27 protein-coding genes, 1 tRNA gene and 1 pseudogene are annotated in these 24681 nt (G+C 60.7%); 15 read left to right on the top strand and 14 right to left on the bottom strand.

The genetic code is table 11. From position 1 onward, the window contains the following. Window positions 1-7 precede the first annotated feature (7 nt). Together REH34_RS21945 and msrB are read right to left on the bottom strand one after the other, a co-directional pair. Window positions 8-493 carry a glutathione peroxidase gene (locus REH34_RS21945; RefSeq protein WP_226503350.1) on the bottom strand — a complete coding sequence of 162 codons (486 nt, stop codon included), beginning with the start codon at window positions 491-493 and terminating at the stop codon, window positions 8-10. After that, window positions 493-891 (bottom strand): peptide-methionine (R)-S-oxide reductase MsrB, encoded by a 399-nt coding sequence (gene msrB / locus REH34_RS21940; RefSeq protein ID WP_311969148.1) that lies wholly within the window; start codon window positions 889-891, stop codon window positions 493-495. The genes REH34_RS21945 and msrB overlap by 1 nt, the downstream gene beginning before the upstream one ends. Before the next feature lie 167 nt (window positions 892-1058). Here msrB and REH34_RS21935 point away from each other — a divergent pair, with 167 nt between their 5' ends. From REH34_RS21935 to REH34_RS21925, 3 genes are all read left to right on the top strand, one after another. Beyond that, the gene (locus REH34_RS21935) at window positions 1059-2270 is read left to right on the top strand and encodes a pyridoxal phosphate-dependent aminotransferase (protein WP_226503348.1); all 1212 of its coding nucleotides are present in this window, start codon (window positions 1059-1061) and stop codon (window positions 2268-2270) included. Window positions 2271-2442: 172 nt separating this feature from the next. Then, entirely contained in the window at window positions 2443-3330 is an 888-nt protein-coding gene (gene htpX, locus REH34_RS21930; RefSeq protein ID WP_226503347.1) for a protease HtpX, read from the top strand. A 200-nt stretch (window positions 3331-3530) separates the two neighbouring features. Further along, window positions 3531-4298, top strand: a complete 768-nt coding sequence (locus REH34_RS21925) for a class III extradiol ring-cleavage dioxygenase (protein ID WP_311969147.1) — start codon at window positions 3531-3533, stop codon at window positions 4296-4298. Between the two features lie 93 nt (window positions 4299-4391). Here REH34_RS21925 and REH34_RS21920 read toward each other — a convergent pair. The 3 genes and pseudogenes from REH34_RS21920 to REH34_RS21910 all read right to left on the bottom strand — a co-directional run bounded on the left by REH34_RS21920 (window position 4392) and on the right by REH34_RS21910 (window position 7534). Beyond that, window positions 4392-6090: pseudogene (locus REH34_RS21920) on the bottom strand (DEAD/DEAH box helicase). A gap of 378 nt (window positions 6091-6468) precedes the next feature. Continuing rightward, the gene (locus REH34_RS21915; RefSeq protein WP_226503691.1) at window positions 6469-7170 is read right to left on the bottom strand and encodes a spermidine synthase; all 702 of its coding nucleotides are present in this window, start codon (window positions 7168-7170) and stop codon (window positions 6469-6471) included. Between the two features lie 127 nt (window positions 7171-7297). After that, window positions 7298-7534: a DUF1127 domain-containing protein gene (locus REH34_RS21910; protein ID WP_311969146.1), complete on the bottom strand. Its 237-nt coding sequence runs from the start codon at window positions 7532-7534 to the stop codon at window positions 7298-7300. Between the two features lie 93 nt (window positions 7535-7627). Between REH34_RS21910 and REH34_RS21905 the strand changes: the two genes are divergently transcribed. The 3 genes from REH34_RS21905 (at window position 7628) to REH34_RS21895 (ending at window position 9703) form a co-directional block, all read left to right on the top strand. After that, window positions 7628-8482, top strand: a complete 855-nt coding sequence (locus REH34_RS21905; protein WP_311969145.1) for a LysR substrate-binding domain-containing protein — start codon at window positions 7628-7630, stop codon at window positions 8480-8482. A gap of 190 nt (window positions 8483-8672) precedes the next feature. Beyond that, window positions 8673-9146, top strand: a complete 474-nt coding sequence (locus tag REH34_RS21900; RefSeq protein ID WP_226503343.1) for a MarR family winged helix-turn-helix transcriptional regulator — start codon at window positions 8673-8675, stop codon at window positions 9144-9146. A 137-nt stretch (window positions 9147-9283) separates the two neighbouring features. Beyond that, the gene (locus REH34_RS21895) at window positions 9284-9703 is read left to right on the top strand and encodes an organic hydroperoxide resistance protein (protein ID WP_226503342.1); all 420 of its coding nucleotides are present in this window, start codon (window positions 9284-9286) and stop codon (window positions 9701-9703) included. Between the two features lie 95 nt (window positions 9704-9798). Here REH34_RS21895 and REH34_RS21890 read toward each other — a convergent pair whose 3' ends face one another. Continuing rightward, the gene (locus tag REH34_RS21890) at window positions 9799-10368 is read right to left on the bottom strand and encodes an elongation factor P (RefSeq protein ID WP_226503341.1); all 570 of its coding nucleotides are present in this window, start codon (window positions 10366-10368) and stop codon (window positions 9799-9801) included. A 47-nt stretch (window positions 10369-10415) separates the two neighbouring features. Beyond that, window positions 10416-11549, bottom strand: a complete 1134-nt coding sequence (gene earP / locus REH34_RS21885) for an elongation factor P maturation arginine rhamnosyltransferase EarP (RefSeq protein ID WP_311969144.1) — start codon at window positions 11547-11549, stop codon at window positions 10416-10418. 264 nt (window positions 11550-11813) lie between these two features. On the opposite strand from earP, the gene REH34_RS21880 reads away from it, so the two are divergent. Both REH34_RS21880 and REH34_RS21875 read left to right on the top strand, forming a co-directional pair. Next, window positions 11814-12248, top strand: a complete 435-nt coding sequence (locus tag REH34_RS21880; protein ID WP_226503339.1) for a hypothetical protein — start codon at window positions 11814-11816, stop codon at window positions 12246-12248. 2 nt (window positions 12249-12250) lie between these two features. After that, the gene (locus REH34_RS21875) at window positions 12251-12733 is read left to right on the top strand and encodes a GreA/GreB family elongation factor (protein WP_226503338.1); all 483 of its coding nucleotides are present in this window, start codon (window positions 12251-12253) and stop codon (window positions 12731-12733) included. Window positions 12734-12738: 5 nt separating this feature from the next. Here the strand turns inward: REH34_RS21875 and REH34_RS21870 are convergent, their stop codons facing one another. Continuing rightward, a complete protein-coding gene (locus REH34_RS21870; RefSeq protein WP_311969141.1) occupies window positions 12739-13662 on the bottom strand; it encodes a LysR family transcriptional regulator in 924 nt (307 codons plus the stop codon). A 160-nt stretch (window positions 13663-13822) separates the two neighbouring features. Between REH34_RS21870 and REH34_RS21865 the strand changes: the two genes are divergently transcribed. Continuing rightward, window positions 13823-14563 (top strand): 3-oxoacyl-ACP reductase family protein, encoded by a 741-nt coding sequence (locus REH34_RS21865; protein ID WP_311969140.1) that lies wholly within the window; start codon window positions 13823-13825, stop codon window positions 14561-14563. 92 nt (window positions 14564-14655) lie between these two features. Here REH34_RS21865 and REH34_RS21860 read toward each other — a convergent pair. Next, a tRNA-Ser gene (locus REH34_RS21860) sits at window positions 14656-14745 on the bottom strand. A gap of 234 nt (window positions 14746-14979) precedes the next feature. Here REH34_RS21860 and REH34_RS21855 point away from each other — a divergent pair. Next, window positions 14980-15669 (top strand): crotonase/enoyl-CoA hydratase family protein, encoded by a 690-nt coding sequence (locus REH34_RS21855; protein WP_226503335.1) that lies wholly within the window; start codon window positions 14980-14982, stop codon window positions 15667-15669. Here REH34_RS21855 and REH34_RS21850 read toward each other — a convergent pair. Then, a complete protein-coding gene (locus REH34_RS21850; RefSeq protein ID WP_311972134.1) occupies window positions 15638-16459 on the bottom strand; it encodes an SDR family oxidoreductase in 822 nt (273 codons plus the stop codon). The genes REH34_RS21855 and REH34_RS21850 overlap by 32 nt on opposite strands. 280 nt (window positions 16460-16739) lie before the next feature. Here REH34_RS21850 and REH34_RS21845 point away from each other — a divergent pair, with 280 nt between their 5' ends. Then, window positions 16740-16892 carry a DUF3309 family protein gene (locus tag REH34_RS21845; protein WP_226503334.1) on the top strand — a complete coding sequence of 51 codons (153 nt, stop codon included), beginning with the start codon at window positions 16740-16742 and terminating at the stop codon, window positions 16890-16892. 59 nt (window positions 16893-16951) lie between these two features. On the opposite strand, the gene REH34_RS21840 is transcribed toward REH34_RS21845, so the two are convergent. The 3 genes from REH34_RS21840 to REH34_RS21830 all read right to left on the bottom strand — a co-directional run bounded on the left by REH34_RS21840 (window position 16952) and on the right by REH34_RS21830 (window position 19942). Then, window positions 16952-18622, bottom strand: coding sequence for a cation acetate symporter (locus REH34_RS21840; protein ID WP_311969139.1), 1671 nt, complete (start codon window positions 18620-18622; stop codon window positions 16952-16954). Beyond that, entirely contained in the window at window positions 18619-18930 is a 312-nt protein-coding gene (locus REH34_RS21835) for a DUF485 domain-containing protein (protein ID WP_226503332.1), read from the bottom strand. Before REH34_RS21835 ends, REH34_RS21840 begins: the two co-directional genes overlap by 4 nt. A gap of 154 nt (window positions 18931-19084) precedes the next feature. After that, complete coding sequence (locus tag REH34_RS21830) at window positions 19085-19942, bottom strand: glycine betaine ABC transporter substrate-binding protein (protein WP_311969138.1); 858 nt, start codon at window positions 19940-19942, stop codon at window positions 19085-19087. Between the two features lie 116 nt (window positions 19943-20058). On the opposite strand from REH34_RS21830, the gene REH34_RS21825 reads away from it, so the two are divergent. Together REH34_RS21825 and REH34_RS21820 are read left to right on the top strand one after the other, a co-directional pair. Beyond that, entirely contained in the window at window positions 20059-20226 is a 168-nt protein-coding gene (locus tag REH34_RS21825) for a hypothetical protein (RefSeq protein ID WP_226503330.1), read from the top strand. Window positions 20227-20257: 31 nt separating this feature from the next. Beyond that, window positions 20258-21829 carry a glycosyl hydrolase family 17 protein gene (locus tag REH34_RS21820; RefSeq protein ID WP_311969136.1) on the top strand — a complete coding sequence of 524 codons (1572 nt, stop codon included), beginning with the start codon at window positions 20258-20260 and terminating at the stop codon, window positions 21827-21829. A gap of 145 nt (window positions 21830-21974) precedes the next feature. Here the strand turns inward: REH34_RS21820 and REH34_RS21815 are convergent, their stop codons facing one another. After that, entirely contained in the window at window positions 21975-22331 is a 357-nt protein-coding gene (locus REH34_RS21815) for a hypothetical protein (RefSeq protein WP_226503328.1), read from the bottom strand. A 241-nt stretch (window positions 22332-22572) separates the two neighbouring features. On the opposite strand from REH34_RS21815, the gene REH34_RS21810 reads away from it, so the two are divergent. Both REH34_RS21810 and REH34_RS21805 read left to right on the top strand, forming a co-directional pair. Continuing rightward, a complete protein-coding gene (locus REH34_RS21810) occupies window positions 22573-23871 on the top strand; it encodes a serine/threonine protein kinase (RefSeq protein WP_226503327.1) in 1299 nt (432 codons plus the stop codon). Next, entirely contained in the window at window positions 23864-24640 is a 777-nt protein-coding gene (locus tag REH34_RS21805) for a VacJ family lipoprotein (protein WP_226503326.1), read from the top strand. Before REH34_RS21810 ends, REH34_RS21805 begins: the two co-directional genes overlap by 8 nt. The last annotated feature ends 41 nt before the right edge of the window (window positions 24641-24681 follow it).

The raw sequence follows: 24681 nt of genomic DNA, 5'->3' as shown, positions 1-24681 counted from the left end.
TGGGCGATCAACGCAACAGCGCTTCGATCTCACTGGCGATTTTTTCCGGCTTGGTGGTCGGCGCAAAGCGCTTGACTCGCTGACCATCCGGCGCGATCAGGAACTTGGTGAAATTCCATTTGATGCGTTGGGTGCCCAGCAAACCGGGCGCCTGCGCCTTGAGCTTGACGAACAGCGGATGGGCCAGTTCACCGTTGACATCGATCTTGCGGAACATCGGAAAACTCACGCCGAAGTTTTTTTCACAGAATTGCGTGATATCGAGCGTATCGCCCGGTTCCTGGTGGCCGAACTGGTTGCAGGGAAAGCCCAGCACCACCAGGCCTTTGCTGCGGTAGGTCTGCCAGAGCTGCTCCAGGCCCTTGTATTGCGGGGTGAAGCCGCACTGGCTGGCGGTGTTGACCACCAGAATGGCCTTGCCGCGCCAGGCTTCCAGGGTCAGGTGCTGACCGTCCAGAGTAATGCACGGTACTTTCAACAGATCCGTGCTCATCAAGCCTCCCGCGGGACCAGGTTCAGGCACACCGAGTTGATGCAGTAGCGCAAGCCGGTGGGCGGCGGGCCATCAGGGAATACATGCCCCAGGTGCGCGTCGCAGGTGGAGCACTTGACCTCGGTGCGGATCATGCCGTGGCTGACGTCGCGGATTTCGGTCATGGCCTCGTTGCCGATCGGCGCGTAGAAGCTCGGCCAGCCGCAGCCTGAGTCGAACTTGGTCTTGGAATCGAACAGCGATGCGTCGCAGCAGATGCAGTGGTAGACGCCATCGGTCTTCTCATCATTGTATTTGCCGGTGAATGGACGCTCGGTCGCGCTGAGGCGACAGACGTTGTATTGCTCGGGGTCGAGCATGGCTTTCCATTCTTCGAGAGTCTTTTCAATCTTGCTCACAGGTACACCTCTGCAGTCGAAAAACCCGGATCTGTGTCTTTTCCACGGATCGGGTGGCACGTATGATTGCGCATCTATTGGACGTCAGTCTGTCACCCGCGTTTCACGCATTCAAATTTTCATTTTTCGGCGTCATCGCGGCGGTCTTTTCTTTTCGGGATCACATCATGCAGTTCAGCAAATCGAACAAGCTTGCCAACGTCTGCTACGACATTCGCGGCCCGGTGCTCAAGCACGCCAAGCGCCTGGAAGAAGAAGGCCACCGCATCCTCAAGCTGAACATCGGTAACCCGGCGCCGTTCGGCTTCGAAGCCCCCGAGGAAATCCTCCAGGACGTGATTCGCAACCTGCCCACCTCCCAGGGCTACAGCGACTCCAAGGGGCTGTTCAGCGCGCGTAAGGCGGTGATGCAGTACTACCAGCAGAAGCAGGTCGAAGGTGTCGGCATCGAAGACATCTACCTGGGCAACGGCGTCTCGGAACTGATCGTGATGTCCTTGCAGGCGCTGCTCAACAACGGTGACGAAGTCCTGATCCCGGCGCCGGACTACCCGCTGTGGACCGCTTCGGTGAGCCTGGCGGGCGGCAATGCCGTGCACTACCTGTGCGATGAGCAGGCCAACTGGTGGCCCGATCTGGATGACATCAAGGCCAAGATCACGCCGAACACCAAGGCCATGGTCATCATCAACCCCAACAACCCGACCGGGGCCGTGTACTCCAAAGAGGTGCTGCTGGGGATGCTGGAAATCGCCCGTCAGCACAATCTGGTGGTGTTCTCCGATGAAATCTACGACAAGATCCTCTACGACGACGCCGTGCACATCTGCACCGCCTCGCTGGCCCCGGATCTGCTCTGCCTGACTTTCAACGGCCTGTCCAAGTCTTACCGCGTCGCGGGCTTCCGCTCCGGCTGGATCGCCATCTCCGGCCCCAAGCACAACGCCCAGAGCTACATCGAAGGCATCGACATCCTGGCTAACATGCGCCTGTGCGCCAACGTACCCAGCCAGCACGCCATCCAGACGGCGCTGGGCGGCTACCAGAGCATCAACGATCTGGTGCTGCCTAACGGTCGCCTGCTGGAGCAGCGCAACCGTACCTGGGAGCTGCTCAACGATATCCCCGGTGTCAGCTGCGTGAAGCCTATGGGGGCGCTGTACGCCTTTCCGCGCATCGACCCCAAGGTGTGCCCGATCTTCAACGATGAAAAGTTCGTACTCGACCTGCTGCTCTCGGAAAAACTGCTGGTGGTGCAGGGTACGGCCTTCAACTGGCCATGGCCGGATCACTTCCGCGTGGTCACACTGCCGCGCGTCGACGACTTGGAACAAGCCATCGGTCGCATCGGCAATTTCCTCAAGTCGTATCGCCAGTAAGGCCCCGGAACAGCACCTGCAGCGGGCGCTACGCTTGTAGGAAACGTCCTCCAAAGGTGTAAGAAAATTCACCGGGACACAGTTTGAAATAGTCGGCTGGTTGAATCGTTCGGGTATCCGCCTTATATACCCGAGCACGCTACCTATTTTATCCGTGAGGAACGTAACAACCATGATGCGCATCCTGCTGTTCCTGGCCACCAACCTGGCGGTCGTGTTGATTGCCAACATCACCCTGAGCCTGTTCGGCTTCAACGGGGTGATGGCGGCTAACGGCGTTGACCTCAACCTCCATCAGCTGCTGATCTTCTGCGCTGTGTTCGGCTTCGCCGGCTCGCTGTTCTCGCTGTTCATCTCCAAGTGGATGGCGAAAATGAGCACGGGCACCCAGGTCATCAGCCAACCGCGCACGCGCCATGAACAATGGCTGCTGCAGACCGTCGAACAACTGTCGCGTGAAGCCGGGATCAAAATGCCCGAAGTCGGCATCTTTCCGGCCTACGAGGCCAATGCATTCGCCACCGGCTGGAACCGCAACGACGCACTGGTTGCGGTCAGCCAGGGCTTGCTTGAGCGGTTTTCGCCCGACGAAGTCAAGGCGGTGCTGGCGCACGAGATCGGCCATGTGGCCAACGGTGACATGGTCACCCTGGCGCTGGTGCAGGGGGTGGTCAACACCTTCGTCATGTTCTTCGCGCGCATCATCGGCAACTTCGTCGACAAGGTCATCTTCAAGAATGAAGAAGGCCGGGGCATGGCCTATTTCATCGCGACGATCTTCGCCGAACTGGTATTGGGCGTCCTGGCCAGCATCATCGTTATGTGGTTCTCGCGCAAACGCGAGTTCCGCGCCGACGAAGCCGGTGCCCGTCTCGCTGGCACGGCCGCAATGATCGGCGCCCTGCAGCGGCTGCGCGCCGAACAGGGGTTGCCAGTGACCATGCCCGATACCCTGACCGCCTTTGGCATCAACGGTGGCCTCAAGCATGGTCTGGCGGGGCTGTTCATGAGCCATCCCCCACTGGAAGAACGCATCGAGGCGCTGCGCCGCCGCGGTTGATACATCCCGGTGCGAGCGGGCCTGCCGCCGAAATCGTGTCAGCCACATTGATGTGGCTGACATACCGGATCGAGAGCAAACCTCCTCGTTACACAAGCGGTTGAATCGGATAATCCGATAGGACACTCGCAAAACTTATATTGGATTCTGATCAATCACCTGCGCCAAGATAGTCCTATCTCAACTCCAGGACCACGGCCATGCTACCCAGCCTGTTCATTTCCCACGGCTCACCTATGCTGGCGCTCGAACCGGGCGCCAGCGGCCCTGCCCTCGCAAAACTGGCCGCCGAGCTGCCGCGCCCGAAAGCGATCGTGCTGGTATCGGCGCATTGGGAAAGCCGCGAACTGCTGGTCGCCAGCGGCGAACACCCCGAGACCTGGCATGACTTCGGTGGCTTTCCACCCGCGCTGTTTGCAGTCCAGTATCCGGCGCCAGGGCAGCCAGCCTTGGCCGCCGAAGTCGCGCGGCTGCTCATCGACGCCGGCCTGCCTGCGCGCCTGGACCCTACCCGCCCCTTCGACCATGGCGCCTGGGTGCCGCTGTCGCTGATGTACCCCGACGCCGACATCCCAGTGGTTCAGGTGTCACTGCCTAGCCGTGAAGGCCCTGCGCTGCAGGCGCGGGTCGGGCAGATCCTCGCGCAGTTGCGTGATCAGGACGTATTGCTGATCGGCTCTGGCAGCATTACCCACAACCTGCGCGAGCTGAGCTGGCAGGCCGGCCCGGATCTGGCTACACCGTGGGCGCTGGAATTTCGCGACTGGATGGTCGACAAGCTCAATACCGAGGACCGTGAAGCCCTGCTGGATTATCGCCAGCGGGCCCCGCACGCGGTGCGCAATCACCCGAGCGACGAGCATCTGCTGCCCCTCTACTTCGCCTATGGTGCTGGTGAGCGCTTCAGCATCGCCCATCAAGGGTTCACCTTGGGCGCGCTGGGCATGGACATCTACCGCTTCGACTGACCGACGCTACACAGATAAACATCCAGGCATAAAAAAATCCCCGATCATCACTGATCGGGGATTTTTTGTTTCAGCTCACTGATTCACCAGGAATCAGTCTTCGCGATAACGGCGCAGCTTCAACTGCTTACCGGCAACACGAGTATCCTTGAGCTTGCTCAGTAGCTTCTCGAGGCCATCTTCCGGCAACTCGACCAGGCTGAAGCTATCGCGCACCTGGATGCGGCCGATCGCTTCGCGGGCCAGGCCGCCTTCGTTGAGGATGGCACCCAGCAGGTTCTTCGCGGCGATACCGTCGCGAGCACCCAGTGCGGTACGGCAACGTGCACGGCCTTCGCCCAAAGGCACAGGCGCGCGACGCTCACGATCACCACGCTCAGGACGATCACCCGAGGTGCGTTCGCGAGGAGCGCTGGTCGGAACCAGTGGCTGCTCCTTCTCGACTGCACCCAAGGTCAGCGCTTGGCCATTGGTGGCCTTGCGCAGCAGCGCAGCGGCCAAGGCACGCGGGCTGCAACCGATATCAGCGGTCAGACGATCGAGCAGATCACCGTGAGTCTCTTCAGCATCGGCAACCAGCGGCGCCAGGCTGTTGGTCAGTTTCTTGATGCGGGCATCGAGAACGGCCTGAGCATCTGGCAGGCGAACTTCGGCAACCTTTTGACCAGTTACACGCTCGATCACTTGCAGCATGCGGCGCTCACGTGGAGTCACCAGCAACAGAGCGCGACCTTCGCGACCGGCACGGCCAGTACGGCCGATACGGTGCACGTAGGACTCTGGATCGTACGGCATGTCGACGTTGAACACGTGAGTGATGCGCGGTACATCCAGACCACGGGCAGCGACGTCGGTAGCGACGACGATGTCCAGACGGCCATCCTTGAGGGATTCGATTACACGCTCACGTTGATTCTGGGCGATGTCACCGTTCAGCGCGGCAGCCTTGTAGCCTTTCGCTTCCAGCGCACTGGCGAGGTCAAGGGTGGCTTGCTTGGTGCGCACGAAGGCGATCAGCGCGTCGAATTCTTCCACTTCCAGCAAACGCAGGACAGCGGAGGTCTTCTGGTCAGCGTGAACCAACAGGTGAGCCTGCTCGATCGCGGTAACGGTTTGCGTCTTGGTCTGGATCTTGACGTGTTTCGGGTCTTTCAGGTGACGCTCGGCGATTGCACGGATCGACTGCGGCAAAGTTGCCGAGAACAGTACGGTCTGGCGAGTTTCAGGCATGGCCTTGAAGATGACTTCCAGGTCATCCATGAAGCCCAGCTTGAGCATTTCGTCGGCTTCGTCGAGGACCAGGTGATTAACCGTGGCCAGGACTTTTTCATCACGACGCAGGTGGTCACACAGACGACCCGGGGTCGCGACGACGATTTGCGCGCCGTTGCGGATGGCTTTCAACTGCGGGCCCATCGGGGCGCCGCCATATACTGCAACCACGGTTACGCCAGGCATCTGCTTGGCATAGGTTTCGAATGCGGTTGCTACTTGCAGCGCCAACTCGCGGGTCGGCGCCAGGATCAGGGCTTGCGGCTCGCGCTTGCTCGGGTCGATAAGGCTCAGAATAGGCAGAGCGAAGGCGGCAGTCTTGCCGGTACCTGTCTGTGCCTGGCCGATCATGTCATGACCGGCGAGAATGATCGGGATCGATTGATGCTGAATAGCCGAAGGCTCTTCGTAGCCAGTCGCGACGACGGCTGCAACAATAGTGGGGTGAAGTCCGAGACTGGCGAAGCCGCCGGTTTCCTGGGTCATGGGTCTGCCTCTAAGTGCATCCGCAAAGACCCATGCTCCAAAGCTGCGCATGCCGTGTAAGACTCGAGAGTCACCCTGGCAGCTTTGTCGGCGGGGATTTGCGAAAACGATTGAATGAAAGAATCGTCAGGGAGATGTTCGCAATGCGAACACAGCAAAAGCTGTGTGTCGGTGTATTGCGCTACCTGAACGCGGCCCTGTTAAAGACCGGCGCGCACTATACCTGAAATCGGCTGTTACGTGAGAGTTTTTTATTGCCGTCAGCGCCACGCGAATCTTGGCGAAGCCGGAGTGGCAATATCCCCTGCGGCGTCGAGGCCCTGAGCCGCCTGCTAGCGAGCTAAATCGTTTAAGCCGGCAACACCGACCGATCGTCGGCGGCCATCGTCACGCCCGCGAAGAGTGCCAGGGATCAGCTCGCCGGACGCACCGCATTGATCAGTCGATCCAGTGAATACCCCAACTGCGGCGCCAAGGCCGTCGCCCTCGCCCGCAACCCGTCGAAATCCAGGTGCTGCTCCAGATCGGCCGGGATGATCAGGATCACATTGCCCTCGGTCACCGGGCACTCCCAGTAATGCCGGTGATACAGGCCACGCAGCAGCGCCGCGCCCAGCGGCTTGCCGTCATCGCCCGCCCACTGATTGATGACCAGCCAGCCACCGGGGTTGAGGTGCTTCTGGCAATCTTCCAGAAACCGCCAGGCCAGATGCCCGACGCCTGGGCCATGGTCGGTGTACAGGTCGACGAAGATCAAATCCGCCGGCTCCGCGCTCGGCAGTAGCTCCAGGGCGTCGCCGACCCGCAGGTACAGCCGCGGATCATCGTCGAGCCCCAGATATTCCAGGGCAAGCCGCGGTACATCGGGGCGCAGTTCGATGCATTCGACGTCCTCGAGCGGCAGGAACTTCAGGCACGCCTGGGTCAAGGTGCCGGCGCCCAGGCCAAGGAACAGCGCGCTTTCCGGCGCCTGATGACAGAGTGCACCAATCAGCATGGCGCGCGTGTAGTCATATTCCAGCCAGCTGGGATCGGCGGTGAACACGCAACTTTGCTCGATGGCATCGCCGAATTCGAGGAAACGATAATCCTCGACTTCCAGCACGCGGATCATGCCATAGGCATCATGGACTTCGGCCAATACCCGCTCGATGCGCTCGCGCGGGGCTTGTTCAGGGATGTTTTCGGACTCAGGGATGTCTTCCACCAGCTCGCTCGGCACGATCAAAAAAACGATTGTGTCATTTTTTCAGCGGATCATCCCAGAACGGCCGCTCACTCTCATCATGAATATCGGCGCGACTCAGGCCAAGATCCTTCAGCGCGCTGTCGCTGAGGGCCGCCAGGGTGCGGCGCTGCTGGCCAAGCTGATACCAACGCGCCATGCGCTGGCAGAGCGCCTTCCAGCGGGATTGGCGCGGAACATCGCCGCACTCTCTGGTCTCGACCTGCACGAATCCACGTTGACCTTTCATCATTGCGCTCTCCTGTTGGGATGGCATCAGTGTCCGGCTGCGGATAAGATCAATCCAACGAATGTTTTTTATGCAATACATCTCGGAGATTGATCCATGTCCCAGTATCAGAGCATCGACTCCGAAGTGCTGCGCACCTTTGTGGCGATTGCCGATGAAGGCGGCTTTACCAAGGCCGGAGAAAAGGTCAATCGCACCCAGTCCGCCGTCAGCATGCAGATGAAGCGGCTGGAAGAAGACGTTCTGCAGCGCCAGTTATTCGAGCGCGATGGCCGCCAGCTACGCTTGACCGCCGAGGGCCAGATCCTCCTCGGCTACGCTCGACGCATTCTCAAGCTGCATAGCGAGGTGTTTACCACCCTGCGCGAACCGCACATGGTCGGCACCGTGCGCGTCGGCACGCCGGATGATTACGCCATGCGTTTTTTGCCCGGGATTTTGTCGGGGTTCGCTCAGGCCTACCCGTTGGTTCAGGTCGAAGTCCATTGCGAAACCTCGACACAGCTGCTCCAGCGCAACGATCTGGACCTGACCATCGTCACCCGCAGGCCAGGGAGCGAGATGGGTCAGTTACTGCGCCATGAGCGCTTTGTCTGGGCCGAGGCCAACGGCTTCGCCCCCCACGAACAGCAGCCGATGCCCCTGGCGATGTTCAACACCGACTGTTTTTGCCGCGAGTGGGCGTGCAATGCCCTGGATGCCGGCGACAAGCCCTACCGGATCGCCTACTCCAGCCCGAGTCTTTCGGCGATCATGGCCGTGGTCAGCGCTGGCCTGGCAGTGACTGCGCAGCTACAGAGCTTGATACCCGCAGACATGCGCATCCTCGGCGAACGTGAAGGCCTGCCCCTGCTGCCCACCGCCAACATCATGTTATTGCGCAACCCGGCGACTCAATCTCCCATGACCGAATGCCTGGCCGATCACATCGCCGAGGGCTTCAAGCTGTAGCGATCAGGGCATTGGGGGTGAGCATTTTCAGCGCGCCGGATAATGGCGCGCAAACTCGAACGAACTCTCACAGACTTTACGGTTCGAAATTTACAATCACCGCCCTAGACCCATGGCGGCGCTTTCAATGAGCTGCAACATTAAAACCAAGAACGCTAAATATGCGCGTACCACTGAAACAAGGATCCGTATGAGCGCGAACTCTCCTGCTGCACCCGAGACCTCGGCACCTTGCGAGGACCTGCTGCTCGACAACCAGTTGTGCTTCGCCCTGTATTCAACCTCGTTGCTGATGACCAAGGTCTACAAGCCCTTGTTGCAGGCACTGGGCCTCACCTACCCGCAATACCTGGCCATGATGGTGCTGTGGGAACAGGAAGGCCTCACCGTGGGTGAAATCAGCACCCGCCTGCTGACCGACCCTGGTTCGCTGACGCCGTTGCTCAAGCGCCTGGAATCCGAGGGCCTGCTGAGCCGCACTCGCAGCAAGGACGACGAGCGCGTGGTGATCGTCAAGCTTACTGAACAGGGACGCGCGTTGCAGACCCGCGCCCAGGAAGTGCCGCAGTGCATCCTCAGCGCCAGTGGCATGACCGTCGAGCAACTGCAAGCGTTGCAAAAGCAGCTGCTGGGGCTGCGTGGTCACCTGCAGGGCAGCCTGTAAACCTGTAAGAGAAGGCCGACCATTCGTCGGCAATCTTAATTTTTTATATTGCGCACTAAATATTAGTGCGATAAATTTGTTTCGTACCCAAGGGCGAGCCCGCCCTGAACCAGACACTCACGACTGAGGACTAATCCATGAAAACGCTCTATACCGCTACTGTAACCGCCACCGGTGGCCGCGACGGCCGTGCCGTTTCCAGCGACAGCATCCTTGACGTCAAACTGGCCACCCCCAAGGAACTGGGCGGTGCCGGCGGCGCGGCCACCAACCCTGAGCAGCTGTTCGCGGCGGGCTACTCGGCTTGCTTCATCGGCGCACTGAAGTTCGTTGCCGGTCAAACCAAAGCCGCTCTGCCGGCCGATACAGCAATCACCGCTGAAGTCGGCATCGGCCAGATCGAAGGCGGTTTCGGCCTCGACATCGATCTGCGCATCAGCCTGCCCGGCCTGACTCAAGACCAGGCGCAGAGCCTGGTGGACGCTGCCCACAAAGTGTGTCCGTACTCCAACGCCACCCGCGGCAATGTCGATGTACGCCTGCACGTCAGCGTCTGAGGTTCGGTTTTCAGCGCTCATAAAAAAACCCGACTCGCGTCGGGTTTTTTGTGTGCGCTGATTCGCCAAGGCGTTATCAGTCAACGGGTCCGCAATTACTTGGCGCGACCTTTGTACGAACCGCCTTCGCGGGTGTCGATCTCGATGCGGTCACCGATTTCGATGAAGTCGGCAACGCTCAGCTCAGTGCCGTTGGCCAGCTTGGCAGGCTTCATGACCTTGCCCGAAGTGTCGCCGCGAGCGGAGCCTTCGGTGTAGTCGACGACACGGACGATGGTGGTCGGCAGTTCGACGGATACCAGGCGGTCTTCGAAGAATACGGCTTCGCAGACGTCGGTCATGCCTTCTTCAACGAATGGCAGAACCGATTCGATGTCTTCGGCGTTCAGCTCGTACATGGTGTAGTCGGTGGTGTCCATGAACGTGTAGGTGTCACCGCTGATGAAAGACAGGGTGGCTTCCTTGCGGTCCAGGATCACGTCGTCCAGCTTGTCATCGGCGCTGTAGACGATTTCAGTCTTGTAGCCGGTCAGCAGGTTCTTCAGCTTGGTCTTCATGATCGCGCTGTTACGACCGGATTTGGTGAATTCGGCTTTCTGCACCAACCAAGGATCGTTTTCGAGACGGATCACGGTGCCGGGTTTCAGCTCTTTACCAGTTTTCATTACAAACTTCCGAATAGGGTGGGGATTACAAAATTCCAGGCCGCATATCATAGCCAATTTCGATGAAACTGCACCAGCGCCATGGCAAGATCCGCCTGGCGGGCCTTTTCATCGCTCCAGGCTTGAGCATGGGTCGTCAGCTCTGGCCAGTTGGCCAGCATCTGCCGCCAGCTCTCGGCGATGTCCTGTTCCATGTTCCAGGCCCGCCAGAAACTCAGCGTCGCGGCCTCGGCAGCGGGCCCAAGCCCTTGAGTGTAGAGGGCCAGAAAGGCTTCGAGCTTTTCCCAGTGGGCATACTCCTCCTGCTTGTAGATATGCCAGACCAGTGGTCGCCCCGCCCACTGCGCGCGAACGAAGGAATCTTCGCCGCGCACAGCATTGAAGTCGCAGCACCAGAGCAAGCGATCGTAGTCATTCTGACTGACGAACGGCATCAACTGCAGGGTCAGCGCCCCACATTGGCGGGGTTCGTCAAGCAGCAATGGCCCGTCGCCGAGCCAGCGCTCGACGTCACCCAGCACTCGCCCACGGGGTACCAGCAGATGGGTCGGCCGCGAATCCTCGGCCAGGGCCTGCAACCATCCGGGTATCTGGGGATGCTCGTAGGCAAACAACGACATCAATCGCGCCTCGGCGGCTACGTACACACCCCACTGTGCCAGGAAGGCCTGTCGCCTGGCCGGATCCTGCTGCCATTGGCGACGCTGGTCGAGCAAGCCCGCTTCGCGCAACAACCCGCCGGTATCGGCTTGAAACCCCGGGAAGAAAAAATACTTCTGGTAGCCAGCGGTTTTCAGCGACGGCAGTCCGTGGCAACCGCCCACCCACTCTTCGGCACTCAGGTAATCCAGATTGAGCCACAGGCGCACCGGGGTGGATCGGGCCATGGCATCGACATAATCCACCGGCAGCTTGCAGGCGAAGGCCTCGATCACCACGTCAGGCATCTCGACCCTCTGCCACACCGATGGCCACTGACGCACGTCGACGCCCGCCTGCCATTGCTGCGCCGCCTGCGGATCGGCCGTCGGACACAGGGGCACGAACGAGGCCAGATCATCCACCCAGAGGCGCACCCGCAGGTCATGTTCGGCCACCAACTGACGGGCCAGGCGCCAGGTCACGCCGATGTCTCCATAGTTATCGACGACGCTGCAAAAGATATCCCAGGAAGCTTTCATGTCAGACACCAATTATGCTGTTCCCTTGAGACGATCGATCGGCTCGGAAAATCGGCCCAGTAAGCCAAACCGCGCATTGTCCGCAGTTTTGCGTGTCGACAACAGCAGCAAAGCAGATAATCGAGCCGCCACCCGTGCAACAATGTTTTACGTCAACAGGTTTCATGCTGTATTCACCGAACTGCACGCCGGGCAGCGGGTCCACAGACGTAGCCCCGCACGCCGGTTCCAGCCTGCAATCCACGCCAACGCCAGGAGGCTGTCATGCCTGTTCTCAGCAAAAGCCGCGAGTTGCCTGTGCGCTCCAGACGCCCCCTGCGCCTGGTCCTGATCATCGCCCTGGGCATCTGGCTAGGCTTCATGGCCTTGGGCCTGAGTGCCTGGCTGATCTACAAGACCCTGTACACGCCGATCGAGGCGCCCGCCGCAATCAGCAACCTCACCACCCCGCAGAGCATTCGCCAGCCCCAGGCTCCGGCCCTGCCAGCCATCCCCAGCGATCCCGCCCTGGCCACTCAGAACCACATGTTCGAGCAGTATCAGGAGAACCTCAGCCGTCAGGAAACTTCTGATGCGGTGGAGCAGGCGCGGCGCAACCCGGATAATTTCGCCAACCCCAAGTGCCAGTTCTGGTTGCAGCAGGCGCAAACCGCGCCCAGCGACAAGAGCCGCGGCAACGTACTGATGTTTTGCAACTGACCATGGCTAAAACGCAACTGCTCGAACTGATCACCGCGACCCTGGCGCGCAACCTCGATATTGCTCAGCGCGCCGCGCAGACCGCCTACGAAACCGCCACGCACGAGGAAAACGTCGCCGAAAACAAATACGATACTTTGGGCCTCGAAGCCTCCTACCTGGCCACGGGGCAGGCGCGCCGCACCGAAGAAATCCGCCAGGCGCTGCTAAAGTATCAAGGCCTGACACTGCGCGACTACGACGCTGCGGTAGGTATCCAGGTCGGCGCGCTGATCGATCTGGAGAACACCCACGGCGAGCGCCAACAAGTCTTCCTCGGCCCCGACGCCGCCGGGCTCACGCTGAGGCTCGATGGCGCAATCGTGACCGTGATCACGCCCCTCGCGCCGTTGGGCATGGCGTTACTGGGCAAATTCGCGGGTGATGAGGTGAGTGTTCGCATCGGCAACAGTCTTCAGCATTCGGAAATCATCGGGATCTCCTGAGCGCCTTACACCGCGCTGAAGCGCTGATACAAGCCCTGCGCCTTGAACTGCTCGATGACAAAGTCGACGAAGGCGCGGGTCTTGCCGGGCAGCAGCTTGTGCTCGGCGTAGTACAGCGAGATGTTGCCATCGTCTACGTACCAATCCGGCAAGACCCTCACCAGGCTATGGCGCTCGAAGTAAGGCAAGGCGAACGGCATGCTTACCAAGGCGATGCCCAGCCCCTGCTCCGCCGCCGCGCAGGCCGCCTCGGAGTCGCTCATGGTCATGCGCGGGTTCAGGCGCAGCGGGCATTGCTCTTGAGTCCGGTGAGTCAGCGGCCAATTGCGCACCCGGCCGGTCTGCGGCGAACGGATGAGGATACCGTCGGCGGCGTGCAGGTCATCGGGATGCGTCAAGCCGCCATGGCGCTGCAAATACCTGGGGGCGGCAACCAGAATGCGATGCGCCGGCGCCAACTTGCGCGCCACGACGCCGGGTGGCAACTCGAAACCGCCACCGATGGCCGCATCGAAGCCCTGCCCGATCAAGTCGACCTGGCGGTTATCGAAATGCCAATCGGCGCTGATGCCCGGGTAGCGCTCCAGAAACGCCGCCAACAGCGGCACGATGTACAAACGCCCGAACACCAGGCCCATGCTGACCTTGAGGGTGCCCACCGGCTGCCCTTCGGCGCTCGCCAGGTTGGCCACGGCGTTCTGGATGATGGCAAAACTGCCACTCACTTCCGCCAGGAAACGTTGGCCGGCCTCGGTCAGGGTCAAGCGCCGGGTACTGCGCAGGAACAGGCGCACGCCAAGGCGCGCTTCCAGACCGGCGACGTTCTTGCCGACCGCCGCTGGCGTGAGGCTCAGCCGCCGCGCGGCCTCGGCAAAGCTGCCGGCTTCGGCGCTGCGAATGAAGCTTTCAATGCTGCCGAAGTTTTCCACGACTAGACTCCCAGTCCCAGGCAGCTTAGGGCTGCTCGCCGATTATAAACTTCAAGTTTACACAGAACATGCCAATCAGGGTCTACACGAGAGGTAATCCAGCACCGATACTCATCCACACACCAGGGCACCACGCCCTGCCCACTTCAGGAGACACATCATGTCCAGTCTTACCGGCAAGGTTGCATTGATCCAGGGCGGCTCCCGCGGCATTGGTACCGCGATCGTCAAACGCCTGGTAGCCGATGGCGCCAGCGTGGCCTTCACCTACGTCAGCTCGGCGGCCAAGGCCGAAGCGCTGCAGAACGAGCTCATCGCCGGCGGCGGCAAGGCCCTGGCCATTCAGGCCGACAGCGCCGACGCCCAAGCCGTGCAACGCGCAGTCGCCGCCACCGCTGAAGCCTTTGGTGGCCTGGACATTCTGGTCAACAACGCCGGCGTCCTGGCTCTGGGTTCGGTCGAAGACCTGTCCCTCGCCGAGTTCGACAAAACGTTGGCCATCAACGTGCGCAGCGTCTTCGTCGCCAGCCAGGCGGCCTTGCAGCACATGGGCAACGGCGGGCGCATCATCAACATCAGCAGCACCAACGCCGACCGCATGCCCTTCGCTGGCGGCGCCACCTATGCCATGAGCAAATCGGCCCTGACCGGGCTGGTCAAAGGCATGGCGCGCGACCTCGGTCCGCGCGGCATTACGGTCAACAACGTGCAACCGGGCCCAGTGGACACCGACATGAACCCGGCGGATGGCGAGATGGCTCCGGGGATGCTGGGGTTGATGGCGTTGGACCGTTACGGTACTGCTGAGGAAATCGCTGACTTCGTTGCCTACCTGGCGGGCCCGCAGGCGGGGTATATCACTGGCGCGAGCTTGACGATCGATGGGGGCTTCGGGGCCTGAGGCGGGGTTGAAACGGCCCTGCCCCAACCGACTCCAAAAACCAAAAACCCCCGGTAGCCAAGGCTTACCGGGGGTTTTGGTCGTATCGAATATGGCGGTGAAGAAGGGATTCGAACCCTTGATACAATTTCTTGTATACACACTTTCCAGGCGTGCTCCTTCAGCCACTCGGACACTTCACCGTATCTCGGCAAACCGTTAGGTCTGTCGAGGCGCGCTAATGTATTCGAAAGCCCCGCAGATGGCAAAGGTTTTTTGCAGAATTTTCATGTGGTTAATACAGATTGGCCTCCTGCCGGGATTTCCCGACACACGCAGGCTAATCCACGAGCGTGACCGCCCAGTCAGTCACGGCGCTTTACGCCAGGCCATTGCGTGGGTAACGTCTGCTGCACTTCATAACAAGGAATCGCGTCATGAGCGAGCTGATCGACTACCGTCTCGAAGACGGCATTGCCACCCTGAGCCTGCATAACGGCAAGGTCAACGCGCTGTCGCCTGAAGTCATCGCCGCCTTTAACCAGGCGCTCGATCAGGCCGAGCAGGACAAAGCTGTGGTGATCGTCACCGGCCAGCCGGGCATTCTGTCGGGCGGTTACGACCTCAAGGTAATGACCAGCGGCCCGCAGCAGGCTCTGGATCTGGTCACCTCGGGCTCGACACTGGCGCGGCGCCTGCTGGCCCACCCCTATCCGGTGATCATCGCCTGCTCCGGCCATGCCGTGGCCAAGGGCGCCTTCCTGCTGCTGTCCGGCGATTACCGCATCGGTGTCGAAGGCCCGTTCCAGATCGGCCTCAACGAAGTGATGATCGGCATGACCATGCACCACGCCGGCATCGAACTGGCCCGCGATCGTCTGCGTCGCTCGGCCTTCCAGCGCGCCGTCATCAACGCCGAGATGTTCGATCCGGCAGCGGCGCTGAATGCCGGATTCTTCGACAAAGTGGTCAAGCCCGAGGCGCTGATGGAAGAAGCGCTGAAAGCGGCGCACCAACTGAAAAAAATCAACATGACGGCGCACCGCAACACCAAGCTCAAGGTCCGCAAGAAACTGCTCGACGGCCTGCAAGAGGCTATTCGGCTGGACCAGCAACTGGGCTTCTAGCGCGCATGCGCGTCGCCATGGTCGCCATCTCGTCATAAAGCGCCTGGGGCTGGCGCTGCTTGAGCTGCCACGCGGCGCGCCCTTGCTCGTGGGGCAGGATCATGAACGCACCGCGGGCAACCTCGGCATACATGTAATCCGCGATGTCCGCCGCCGAGATCGGCGAACTCTCCAGCAACTTGGCCACCTGCGCCTTCATCGTCGGCGTCGGCCCGCGGAACGAATCCAGCAGCGCTGTCTGGAAGAACGACGGGCAGACCACGTGCACGCCCACCTGGGCATCGCGCAACTCCACCAGCAGGCTCTCCGACAACGCCACCACCCCGGCCTTGGCGACGTTGTAGTTGCTCATGCCCGGCCCCTGCATCAGGGCCGCCATGGAGGCGATATTGATGATGCGCCCGTGGCTGCGTTCCAGCAGCGGCAGGAAGGCCTTGCAACCCTTGACCACGCCCATGAGGTTGATCGACAGCTGCCAGTCCCAGTCTTCGAGCGACAGCTCGGCAAAAAAACCGCCCGACGCCACGCCCGCATTGTTGACCAGCACATCGATGCCGCCGAGTTGCTGCTCGCAGCGCTGCGCCAGCGCCACCAACTGGCTGTAGTCGCGCACATCGCAATACTGAGCAAACCCGTCTCCGCCAACGGCGCGGACCTGAACCAGAGTTTCCTGCAACCCCGCTTCGTTCAGGTCGCACAGCGCCAGCTGCCAACCCTCACGGCCCCAGCGCAGGGCGATCTCGCGTCCCAGCCCGGAGCCGGCCCCAGTGATCATCATGCGCATGGGCAGCGCCCTCTTCTTCACTGACTGATGAGTCGAGACTAGCTGCCCGCATGCCGTGGCGAAGCCACTATCAACGGCCTGAATATCCCTCATGTCAGGCGGCGATGCGCCTGAAAGCTGCGCGGGCAGACCCCACCCTCACCGAGTGCGAGGGGGAGACGAACGTCTGCAAAAATATCGTGCAGTAATAAAATGACTTTTTTTCACAGACCAGAGTCGGAGTTGGTAAGCGGTCATGAATGTCCCGACCGACGAACATAACTACAGTCCAAATAAGGAAGTCGCCATGGGCACCATACTTATCGTCATCCTCATCCTGCTGCTGGTGGGCGGTCTGCCTGTGTTCCCGCACTCCAGAAGTTGGGGCTACGGGCCATCGGGTATCATCGGTACCGTCTTGATCATCCTGCTGATCCTGGTATTGCTCGGGAAGATATAGGGTTCAGGCACAATGAAAAAGGCAGCCATCTGGCTGCCTTTTTCATACCTGCGATGTGCTTAGTGAGAAAACGCTCCACTCGCGCCCAGACCTGTCTGCGAACGGACGAACTGCGGGTAGAACTTGGCCCGCTCCTCGTCAGCGGCAGTGGATTTGTCGGTGATCGAGAAGAACCAGATGCCGACAAAGGCAATGATCATCGAGAACAGCGCCGGGTACTCGTAGGGGAAGATCGCCTTGGCGTGACCCAGGATCGACACCCAGATGGTCGGCCCGAGGATCATCAGGCCCACGGCACTGATCAGGCCCATCCAGCCACCGATCATGGCACCCCGCGTGGTGAGCTTCTTCCAATACATCGAGAGCAGCAGCACAGGGAAGTTGCAGCTGGCGGCGATGGAGAACGCCAGGCCGACCATGAACGCGATGTTCTGGCTCTCGAACAGAATACCCAGGCCGATCGCCAGCACCGCGAGAGCGATGGTGGTGATCTTCGAGACGCGGATTTCATCCTTGTCGTTGGCCTTGCCCTTCTTGATCACGCTGGCGTAGAGGTCATGGGACACCGCCGAGGCACCGGCCAGCGTCAGGCCCGCGACGACCGCAAGGATGGTAGCGAAGGCCACCGCCGAGATAAAGCCGAGGAACAGGCTGCCACCCACGGCGTCAGCCAGGTGTATCGCCGCCATGTTGTTGCCGCCCAGCAAGGCGCCCGCAGCATCCTTGAATGCCGGATTGGTGCTGACCAGCAAGATCGCGCCGAAACCGATGATGAAGGTCAGGATGTAGAAGTAGCCAATGAAACCGGTGGCGTAGAGCACGCTCTTGCGCGCTTCCTTGGCGTCGCTGACGGTGAAGAAGCGCATCAGGATATGCGGCAGGCCGGCAGTACCGAACATCAAGGCCAGGCCCAGCGAAAACGCCGAGATCGGATCCTTGACCAAGCCGCCAGGGCTCATGATCGCCTCGCCTTTGGGGTGAACCTTGATGGCCTCGGAAAACAGCGCATTGAAGTCGAAGTTGACGTGCTTCATCACCATCAGCGCCATGAACGACGCACCGGACAGCAACATCACCGCCTTGATGATCTGCACCCAGGTAGTGGCCAGCATGCCGCCGAACAACACGTACAGGCACATCAGGATACCGACCATGATCACCGCCACGTGATAGTCGAGACCAAACAGCAACTGGATCAGCTTGCCGGCACCGACCATCTGCGCGATCAGGTAGAACGCCACCACCACCAGCGAGCCACAGGCCGACAGAGTGCGGATCTCTTTTTGCTTGAGACGATACGAGGCCACGTCGGCGAAGGTGTACTTGCCCAGGTTGCGTAGCCGCTCGGCGATCAGGAACAGAATGATCGGCCAGCCCACCAGAAAGCCGATCGAGTAGATCAGGCCGTCATAACCCGAGGTATAGACCAGTGCGGAAATCCCCAGAAACGACGCCGCCGACATGTAGTCACCGGCGATTGCCAGGCCGTTCTGGAAACCGGTGATCTTGCCGCCCGCCGCATAATAGTCGGCGGCCGACTTGTTGCGTTTGGATGCCCAGTAAGTGATGCACAGGGTGAGACCGACGAACACCACGAACATGATGATCGCGGGAATGTTGAGCGGTTGTTTCTGCACCGCGCCGGTAATGGCATCCGCGGCGGAGGCGACCGGGGCAATGGCGCCAAGCGCCAATGTGGCCAGCAATGTACGGGTCGATGCAGGGATCATTGTTGCGCCTCCTTGAGGATCTCGTTGTTGAGGTCATCGAATTCACCGTTGGCGCGCCGTACATAAATGGCGGTCAGGATGAAAGCGCTGACGATCAAACCGACACCGATGGGGATCCCCCAGGTGATCGACGAGCCTGCACTGATCTTGGTCCCCATGACTTGCGGGCCATAAGCGATCAGGAGGATGAAAGCGGCGTAGAGGCCAAGCATGATCGCTGAAAGAATCCAGGCGAACCGCTCGCGTTTGGAGACCAGCTCCTTGAAGCGCGGGCTGTCTTGTATCTTGCTGTAAATGCTGTCGTTCATTATTTTTGTCCTAGCAGCACAGATTGGTTGGAACGTTGCCACTGTATGCTGGCCATAGGCGCATTCCAGACGACTTTAGTCGTATAGCGAGTATGGACGCTGAAATGAAAAAGGCCACCGCGAAGGGTGGCCTTTCAGGGACGTGGAGCAAAGCTTATTTAGCCGTCCACTGCGCGACGCGATCAGGGTGGGCAGTGACCCAGGCCTTGGCGGCCGCATCGGGCTTCTCGCCGTTCTGGACAGCGAGCATCACGGTGCCGATCTCGTCAGCCGAAGCCCACTGGAATTTCTTCAGGAAAGCGACCACTTCCGGGGCTTTCTTCTCCAGGTCCAGGCTGCCGACGCTGTCGACTGTCTCTGCGGCACCATAAACGCCTTTCGGGTCGTCCAGGAAGCGCAGTTTCCACTTGGCGAACATCCAGTGCGGTACCCAACCGGTGACGGCAATGGATTCGTGCTTGTCTTCGGCACGCGCCAGTTCAGCGGTCATGGCAGCGCCGGAGCTGGCCACCAGCTTGTAGCCGTCCAGACCGTAATCCTTGATGGCCTGATCGGTCTTGATCATCACGCCTGAACCGGCGTCGATACCGACGATCTTCTTCTTGAAGCTGTCATCCGTGGCGAGGTCGGCCACCGATTTGGCCTTGACGTACTCGGGTACGATCAGGCCGATCTTGGCGTCCTTGAAGTTCTGGCCGTAGTCGACGACCTTGTCCTTGTTCTTGGCCCAGTACTCGCCATGGGTCACAGGCAGCCAGGCCGACAGCATCAGGTCGAGCTTGCCGGTGGCCACGCCCTGCCACATGATCCCGGCAGCGACCGGCATCAACTTGGTGTCGTAGCCCAGTTTTTCCTTGATGATTTCGGAAGCCACAAAGGTGGTCGCTACACTGTCGGACCAGCCATCGACATAGCCGATGCTTAACGTAGGCTTGGTATCAGCGCTGGCGAGGCTGGTGCCCATGGCCAGAACCAGAGCGGCACCCGCTCCCAAAAAACGTCGCATTTTCATGTTGCTTCCCCGAAAAGGCTGGGCTCGACAGTATCGAGCACTGAGAATGTTGTGTGTTGGTGCAAGGCGCCTCCATTACGCCCATCGCCGGCCCTCGGCACATCGGCGCTATCTTGATGAGCCCGCCCGACGCACTGATCATCGGCTTCGGGACACAACCATCCTGCTCTGCCAGCGACCTTGACGGGGTGGAAAACGACATCACCGGGCCATTAGGGAAGAAGAAACAAAAAATCGCCCGAACCTTGCATGGCAACGCTCAAGGCAGCCGCAAATACGGGTAACATGCGCCCAGTGTTTCTGCCTGGCGCCATCATGTCCCCCACTGCTCGCTCTGCCCTGCTGCCCTATCTGCTTGCCTGCCTTATCGCCTTCGCGGCCCTCTGTGCCTTTTGGTATAGCTTGGGCAAGCCGGTCACCCTGGCCGATGCCGCCAGCCCCAACCACAAGCTGCAATGCGCGTCCTATACGCCGTTCGACAAGGATCAATCGCCGTTCGACCAGCCGCTCAAGGTACGCCCGGCGCGCATGGATGCCGACCTGGCGTTGCTGGCCACGCGTTTTCAGTGCATACGCACCTATTCCATGACCGGGCTCGAAGCCATCCCCGATCTGGCGCGCAAGCACGGCCTCAAGGTAATGATGGGCGCCTGGGTCAACCGCAATCCGGTCGATACCCAGCTGGAGATCAAAGCGCTGATCGCTTCGGCCAATGCCAACCCTGACGTCGTCACCTCAGTGATCGTCGGCAACGAGGCGCTGCTGCGCAAGGAAGTCACTGGCGCGCAGTTGGTGGCGTTGATTCGGCAGGTCAAGGCCGAGGTCAAGCAGCCGGTCACCTACGCCGATGTCTGGGAGTTCTGGGATCAATACCCGGAGGTCGGCAAGGCGGTGGACTTCCTGACGATCCACTTGCTGCCGTACTGGGAAGACAAGCCCAGCGGTATCGATGACGCCCTGGCCCACGTCGCCAACGTTCATGACGACTTCGCCAAGCGCTTTGCACCGCGCGATATCGTCATCGGCGAGACCGGCTGGCCCAGTGAAGGCCGTCAGCGCCAGACCGCGCTGCCGAGCCGGGTCAACGAGGCGCGCTTCATTCGCAGTTTCGTCGCCATGGCCGAGCAGCGCGGCTGGCACTACAACCTGATCGAAGCCTTCGACCAGCCCTGGAAGCGCGCCAGCGAAGGTGCGGTGGGCGGCTATTGGGGGCTGTTCGATGCCGACCGGCAGAACAAGGGCGTGCTCGAAGGCCCGGTGAGCAATCTGCCGTTCTGGCCGCAATGGCTAGGCGTCGGCGCGTTGCTGGGTTTGCTGGTGCTGGTCATCGCGGGGCGTCCACAAGCCGCCAGCCAGGGCGGTCTATCGGGGCTCAAACCGGCGCTGCTGCCACTGCTGGTGGGCGTTGGCGTCGCCAGCCTGGGTGTCTGGGGTGAACTGATGCGGGTGACGGCGCGGTTTGCCGGGGAATGGGCATGGGCGGCGGTGATGGTGACGCTGAACCTCATCGTGCTGGTGCATGGCGCCCTGGCGGTGGCTTGCCCCACCGGGGCTCGCGCCCGCCTGCTGGCCTGGCTGCAAGCCCGCGCTGGCGCCTGGGCCATGGCCGCCGGTTTCGCCGGTGCGGTGATGATGCTGACCATGGTGTTCGAGCCCCGCTATCGCAGTTTCCCCACGGCGGCGCTGGTGATACCGGCGCTGGTCTATCTATGGCGACCGGTGCGGGTCCGACGCAACGAAACCCTGCTGTTGACGCTGATCATCGCTGCCGGGATCATTCCGCAACTGGCCCGTGAAGGCCTGCAGAACCCTCAGGCGTGGGCATTTGCCCTGGTCAGCGCACTGCTGGCGCTGAGCTTGTGGCGCTGCGTGAAGGTCAGTCGCTAGAACGCGCTGAATCAGTTGGGGCCCCTTCGCGGGCAAGGCTTGCTCCTACAGATGCACGCCTGTGGGGGCAAGCCTTGCTCCTACAGATGCACGCCTGTGGGAGCAAGGCTTGCCCGCGAAGGGGCCATCATCGATGGCGAAAAAATCAGCGCCGAACCAAACGTAATCCCGCGATGACCACCGCAAATACCGACAGGCTGGCGCTATACAGCACCAGCCCTGGCGCGCCGACCACCAGGCCGAGGCCCGCCAGCCACTTGCCCACCCGCCCTGGCAGCACGAAGCCGAGCACGGCGAACCCCAGGGCAGACCAGCCGATCGCGCCCAGATAGATGATCAGGCCAAGGTGCGAGCGCGCCTGGCACTGCCAACGATCGGGATCGTCGACACAGGCCGCCACCCACTGGGTGCTCTCCATCAGCCCATAGCGCACGCCATAGCTGAGCAGAACCCACAGCAACAACAGGGCCAGGCCAATCCACAGGGGCATCCGACGGGACATGCACTACTCCAGGCTGAGAAAATCGTCGCACAGCATAATCACCTTGAGCAGCCTTGCAAGCAAAAGCCGCTGGAACGCTGTCAGCGCCCTGCCTATTCGGTGTATCGTGCGCGCGGGGGTCGTACCCGCGCCCCCCCTTTTCTTGCACTAAATATTGCAACGCTTGGCAACTTGCCATTAGCCAGATGGTCTGAGCCTGCGTACATCAAAATCAGCATCTGCCGTTCCAGGGAATTAATTCATGCTCCGATCATTGCGCTTCGCTGCCTTGCTGGGCGGTCTCATAATGAGTGCGTCTGCGTTGGCGAAGGATGTCGATCCTGCCACCTATGGCTATCCGCTGCACAACCCGTTCGAGGCAACGATCGCCTCGACGCCGCCTGACCTGCGCCCCAAGCTGCCGGCCGACAGCGACATCGATCAGGACGATTACACCCTCAACCTGCGCCCTGAGCGCGAGCAGATCCTGCCCGACAACTTCTGGGCCGTGAAAAAACTGCGCTACCGCCTGGCCAAGCAGGACCACCCTGCACCGTTGATCTTCCTGATCGCCGGTACCGGTGCCCCGTATACCAGCAGCCTCAACGAGTTTCTCAAGAAGCTGTTCTACCAGGCCGGCTACAACGTGGTGCAACTGTCGTCGCCCACCAGCTATGACTTCATGAGCGCCGCCTCGCGGTTCGCCACCCCCGGCGTCACCAGCGAAGACGCCGAAGACCTGTACCGTGTCATGCAGGCCGTGCGTGCCCAGCACCCCAAGCTGGCCGTGACCGATTACTACCTCACTGGCTACAGCCTGGGCGCACTGGATGCGGCCTTCGTCAGCAAGCTCGACGAGACGCGCCGCAGCTTCAACTTCAAGAAAGTCCTGCTGCTCAATCCGCCGGTCAACCTGTACACGTCGATCTCCAACCTCGACAAGCTGGTACAGACGCAGGTCAAAGGCATCAACAACAGCACCACGTTCTATGAACTGATGCTGGCCAAACTGACCCGTTACTTCCAGGACAAAGGCTACATCGACCTCAACGATGCGTTGATCTACGACTTCCAGAACTCCAAGGAGCACCTCTCCAACGAGCAACTGGCGATGTTGATCGGCACGTCGTTCCGCTTCTCGGCGGCCGATATCGCCTTTACCTCCGACCTGATCAACCGTCGCGGCCTGATTACCCCGCCCAAGACCAAGATCACCGAAGGCACCAGCCTGACGCCCTACATGCGTAAAGCCTTGCAGTGCGACTTCAACTGCTACCTGACCGATCAGGTCATCCCCATGTGGCGTGCCCGCACCGATGGCGGCAGCGTGTTGCAACTGGTCAACCAGGTCAGCCTGTACGCCCTCAAGGACTACCTGCACGACAACAACAAACTCGCCGTTTTCCACAATGCCGACGACGTGATCCTCGGCCCTGGCGACCTCGGCTTCCTGCGCACTACCTTTGGCGATCGCCTGACGGTTTTCCCGTACGGCGGCCATTGCGGCAACATCAACTACCGCGTCAACAGCGACGCTATTCTGGAGTTCTTCCGTGGCTAGAAAATTCCTCTTCGCCGCGACGCTGCTTTGCGCAGGCCTGGCACACGCTGACGACGCACCGCGCACGACCGATGCAGACGGCTTTACCGAACCGAACAAGGCGCTCAAGTTCAACCCCGGTCTGGACCAACGCGAGTTCGAGCGTTCGACCATGACCGCACTGAACGTGTATGACCCGCTGGAATCGATGAACCGTCGCCTGTACCACTTCAACTACAAGCTCGACGAGTGGGTACTGCTGCCGGCGGTCAATGGCTATACCTACATCACGCCACGGTTCCTGCGCACCGGTGTGAGCAACTTCTTCAACAACGTCGGCGACGTCGGCAACCTGCTCAACAGCCTGTTGCAGTTCAAGGGTGGCCGCTCGCTGGACACCACTGGCCGCGTGCTGCTGAACACCACCGTAGGCATCTTCGGCCTGTGGGACCCAGCGACCGCCGTGGGCCTCAAACGCCAGCCGGAAGACTTCGGGCAGACCCTGGGCTACTACGGCGTACCGGCCGGTCCTTACCTGGTGCTGCCAGCGTTCGGCCCCTCGAACGTGCGTGACACCACCGGCTTGATCTTCGACTTCGCGGCTGAATCGCAGATCAACTTCCTCAATGTCTCGCAGGTCAGCAGTGACCACCCGGAGCTCTATGTACTGCGCACGGTTGACCGCCGCTACCAGACCAACTTCCGGTACGGTTCGCTGAATACCCCGTTCGAATACGAAAAAGTGCGTTACATCTACACCGAGTCGCGCAAGTTGCAGATCGCCGACTGATCAAACGGCTGTAACTGAAAAGGCCGGACCTGTGTACACAG

The sequence above is a fragment of the Pseudomonas baltica genome, from assembly GCF_031880315.1.
In the GTDB taxonomy this organism is placed as follows: domain Bacteria; phylum Pseudomonadota; class Gammaproteobacteria; order Pseudomonadales; family Pseudomonadaceae; genus Aquipseudomonas.
Note: the sequence above shows the minus strand (reverse complement) of the source record. Positions and strands in the feature narration are given on the sequence as shown.

Excerpts from the sequence above, each read along its gene's own strand:
- REH34_RS21945 (WP_226503350.1), bottom strand. The coding sequence starts at position 493 with ATGAGCACGGATCTGTTGAAAGTACCGTGCATTACTCTGGACGGTCAG.
- REH34_RS21935 (WP_226503348.1), top strand. The coding sequence starts at position 1,059 with ATGCAGTTCAGCAAATCGAACAAGCTTGCCAACGTCTGCTACGACATT.
- htpX (WP_226503347.1), top strand. The coding sequence starts at position 2,443 with ATGATGCGCATCCTGCTGTTCCTGGCCACCAACCTGGCGGTCGTGTTG.
- REH34_RS21925 (WP_311969147.1), top strand. The coding sequence starts at position 3,531 with ATGCTACCCAGCCTGTTCATTTCCCACGGCTCACCTATGCTGGCGCTC.
- REH34_RS21915 (WP_226503691.1), bottom strand. The coding sequence starts at position 7,170 with ATGATCCGCGTGCTGGAAGTCGAGGATTATCGTTTCCTCGAATTCGGC.
- REH34_RS21910 (WP_311969146.1), bottom strand. The coding sequence starts at position 7,534 with ATGATGAAAGGTCAACGTGGATTCGTGCAGGTCGAGACCAGAGAGTGC.
- REH34_RS21905 (WP_311969145.1), top strand. The coding sequence starts at position 7,628 with ATGTCCCAGTATCAGAGCATCGACTCCGAAGTGCTGCGCACCTTTGTG.
- REH34_RS21900 (WP_226503343.1), top strand. The coding sequence starts at position 8,673 with ATGAGCGCGAACTCTCCTGCTGCACCCGAGACCTCGGCACCTTGCGAG.
- REH34_RS21895 (WP_226503342.1), top strand. The coding sequence starts at position 9,284 with ATGAAAACGCTCTATACCGCTACTGTAACCGCCACCGGTGGCCGCGAC.
- REH34_RS21890 (WP_226503341.1), bottom strand. The coding sequence starts at position 10,368 with ATGAAAACTGGTAAAGAGCTGAAACCCGGCACCGTGATCCGTCTCGAA.
- earP (WP_311969144.1), bottom strand. The coding sequence starts at position 11,549 with ATGAAAGCTTCCTGGGATATCTTTTGCAGCGTCGTCGATAACTATGGA.
- REH34_RS21880 (WP_226503339.1), top strand. The coding sequence starts at position 11,814 with ATGCCTGTTCTCAGCAAAAGCCGCGAGTTGCCTGTGCGCTCCAGACGC.
- REH34_RS21875 (WP_226503338.1), top strand. The coding sequence starts at position 12,251 with ATGGCTAAAACGCAACTGCTCGAACTGATCACCGCGACCCTGGCGCGC.
- REH34_RS21865 (WP_311969140.1), top strand. The coding sequence starts at position 13,823 with ATGTCCAGTCTTACCGGCAAGGTTGCATTGATCCAGGGCGGCTCCCGC.
- REH34_RS21855 (WP_226503335.1), top strand. The coding sequence starts at position 14,980 with ATGAGCGAGCTGATCGACTACCGTCTCGAAGACGGCATTGCCACCCTG.
- REH34_RS21845 (WP_226503334.1), top strand. The coding sequence starts at position 16,740 with ATGGGCACCATACTTATCGTCATCCTCATCCTGCTGCTGGTGGGCGGT.
- REH34_RS21840 (WP_311969139.1), bottom strand. The coding sequence starts at position 18,622 with ATGATCCCTGCATCGACCCGTACATTGCTGGCCACATTGGCGCTTGGC.
- REH34_RS21835 (WP_226503332.1), bottom strand. The coding sequence starts at position 18,930 with ATGAACGACAGCATTTACAGCAAGATACAAGACAGCCCGCGCTTCAAG.
- REH34_RS21830 (WP_311969138.1), bottom strand. The coding sequence starts at position 19,942 with ATGAAAATGCGACGTTTTTTGGGAGCGGGTGCCGCTCTGGTTCTGGCC.
- REH34_RS21825 (WP_226503330.1), top strand. The coding sequence starts at position 20,059 with ATGAGCCCGCCCGACGCACTGATCATCGGCTTCGGGACACAACCATCC.
- REH34_RS21820 (WP_311969136.1), top strand. The coding sequence starts at position 20,258 with ATGTCCCCCACTGCTCGCTCTGCCCTGCTGCCCTATCTGCTTGCCTGC.
- REH34_RS21815 (WP_226503328.1), bottom strand. The coding sequence starts at position 22,331 with ATGTCCCGTCGGATGCCCCTGTGGATTGGCCTGGCCCTGTTGTTGCTG.
- REH34_RS21810 (WP_226503327.1), top strand. The coding sequence starts at position 22,573 with ATGCTCCGATCATTGCGCTTCGCTGCCTTGCTGGGCGGTCTCATAATG.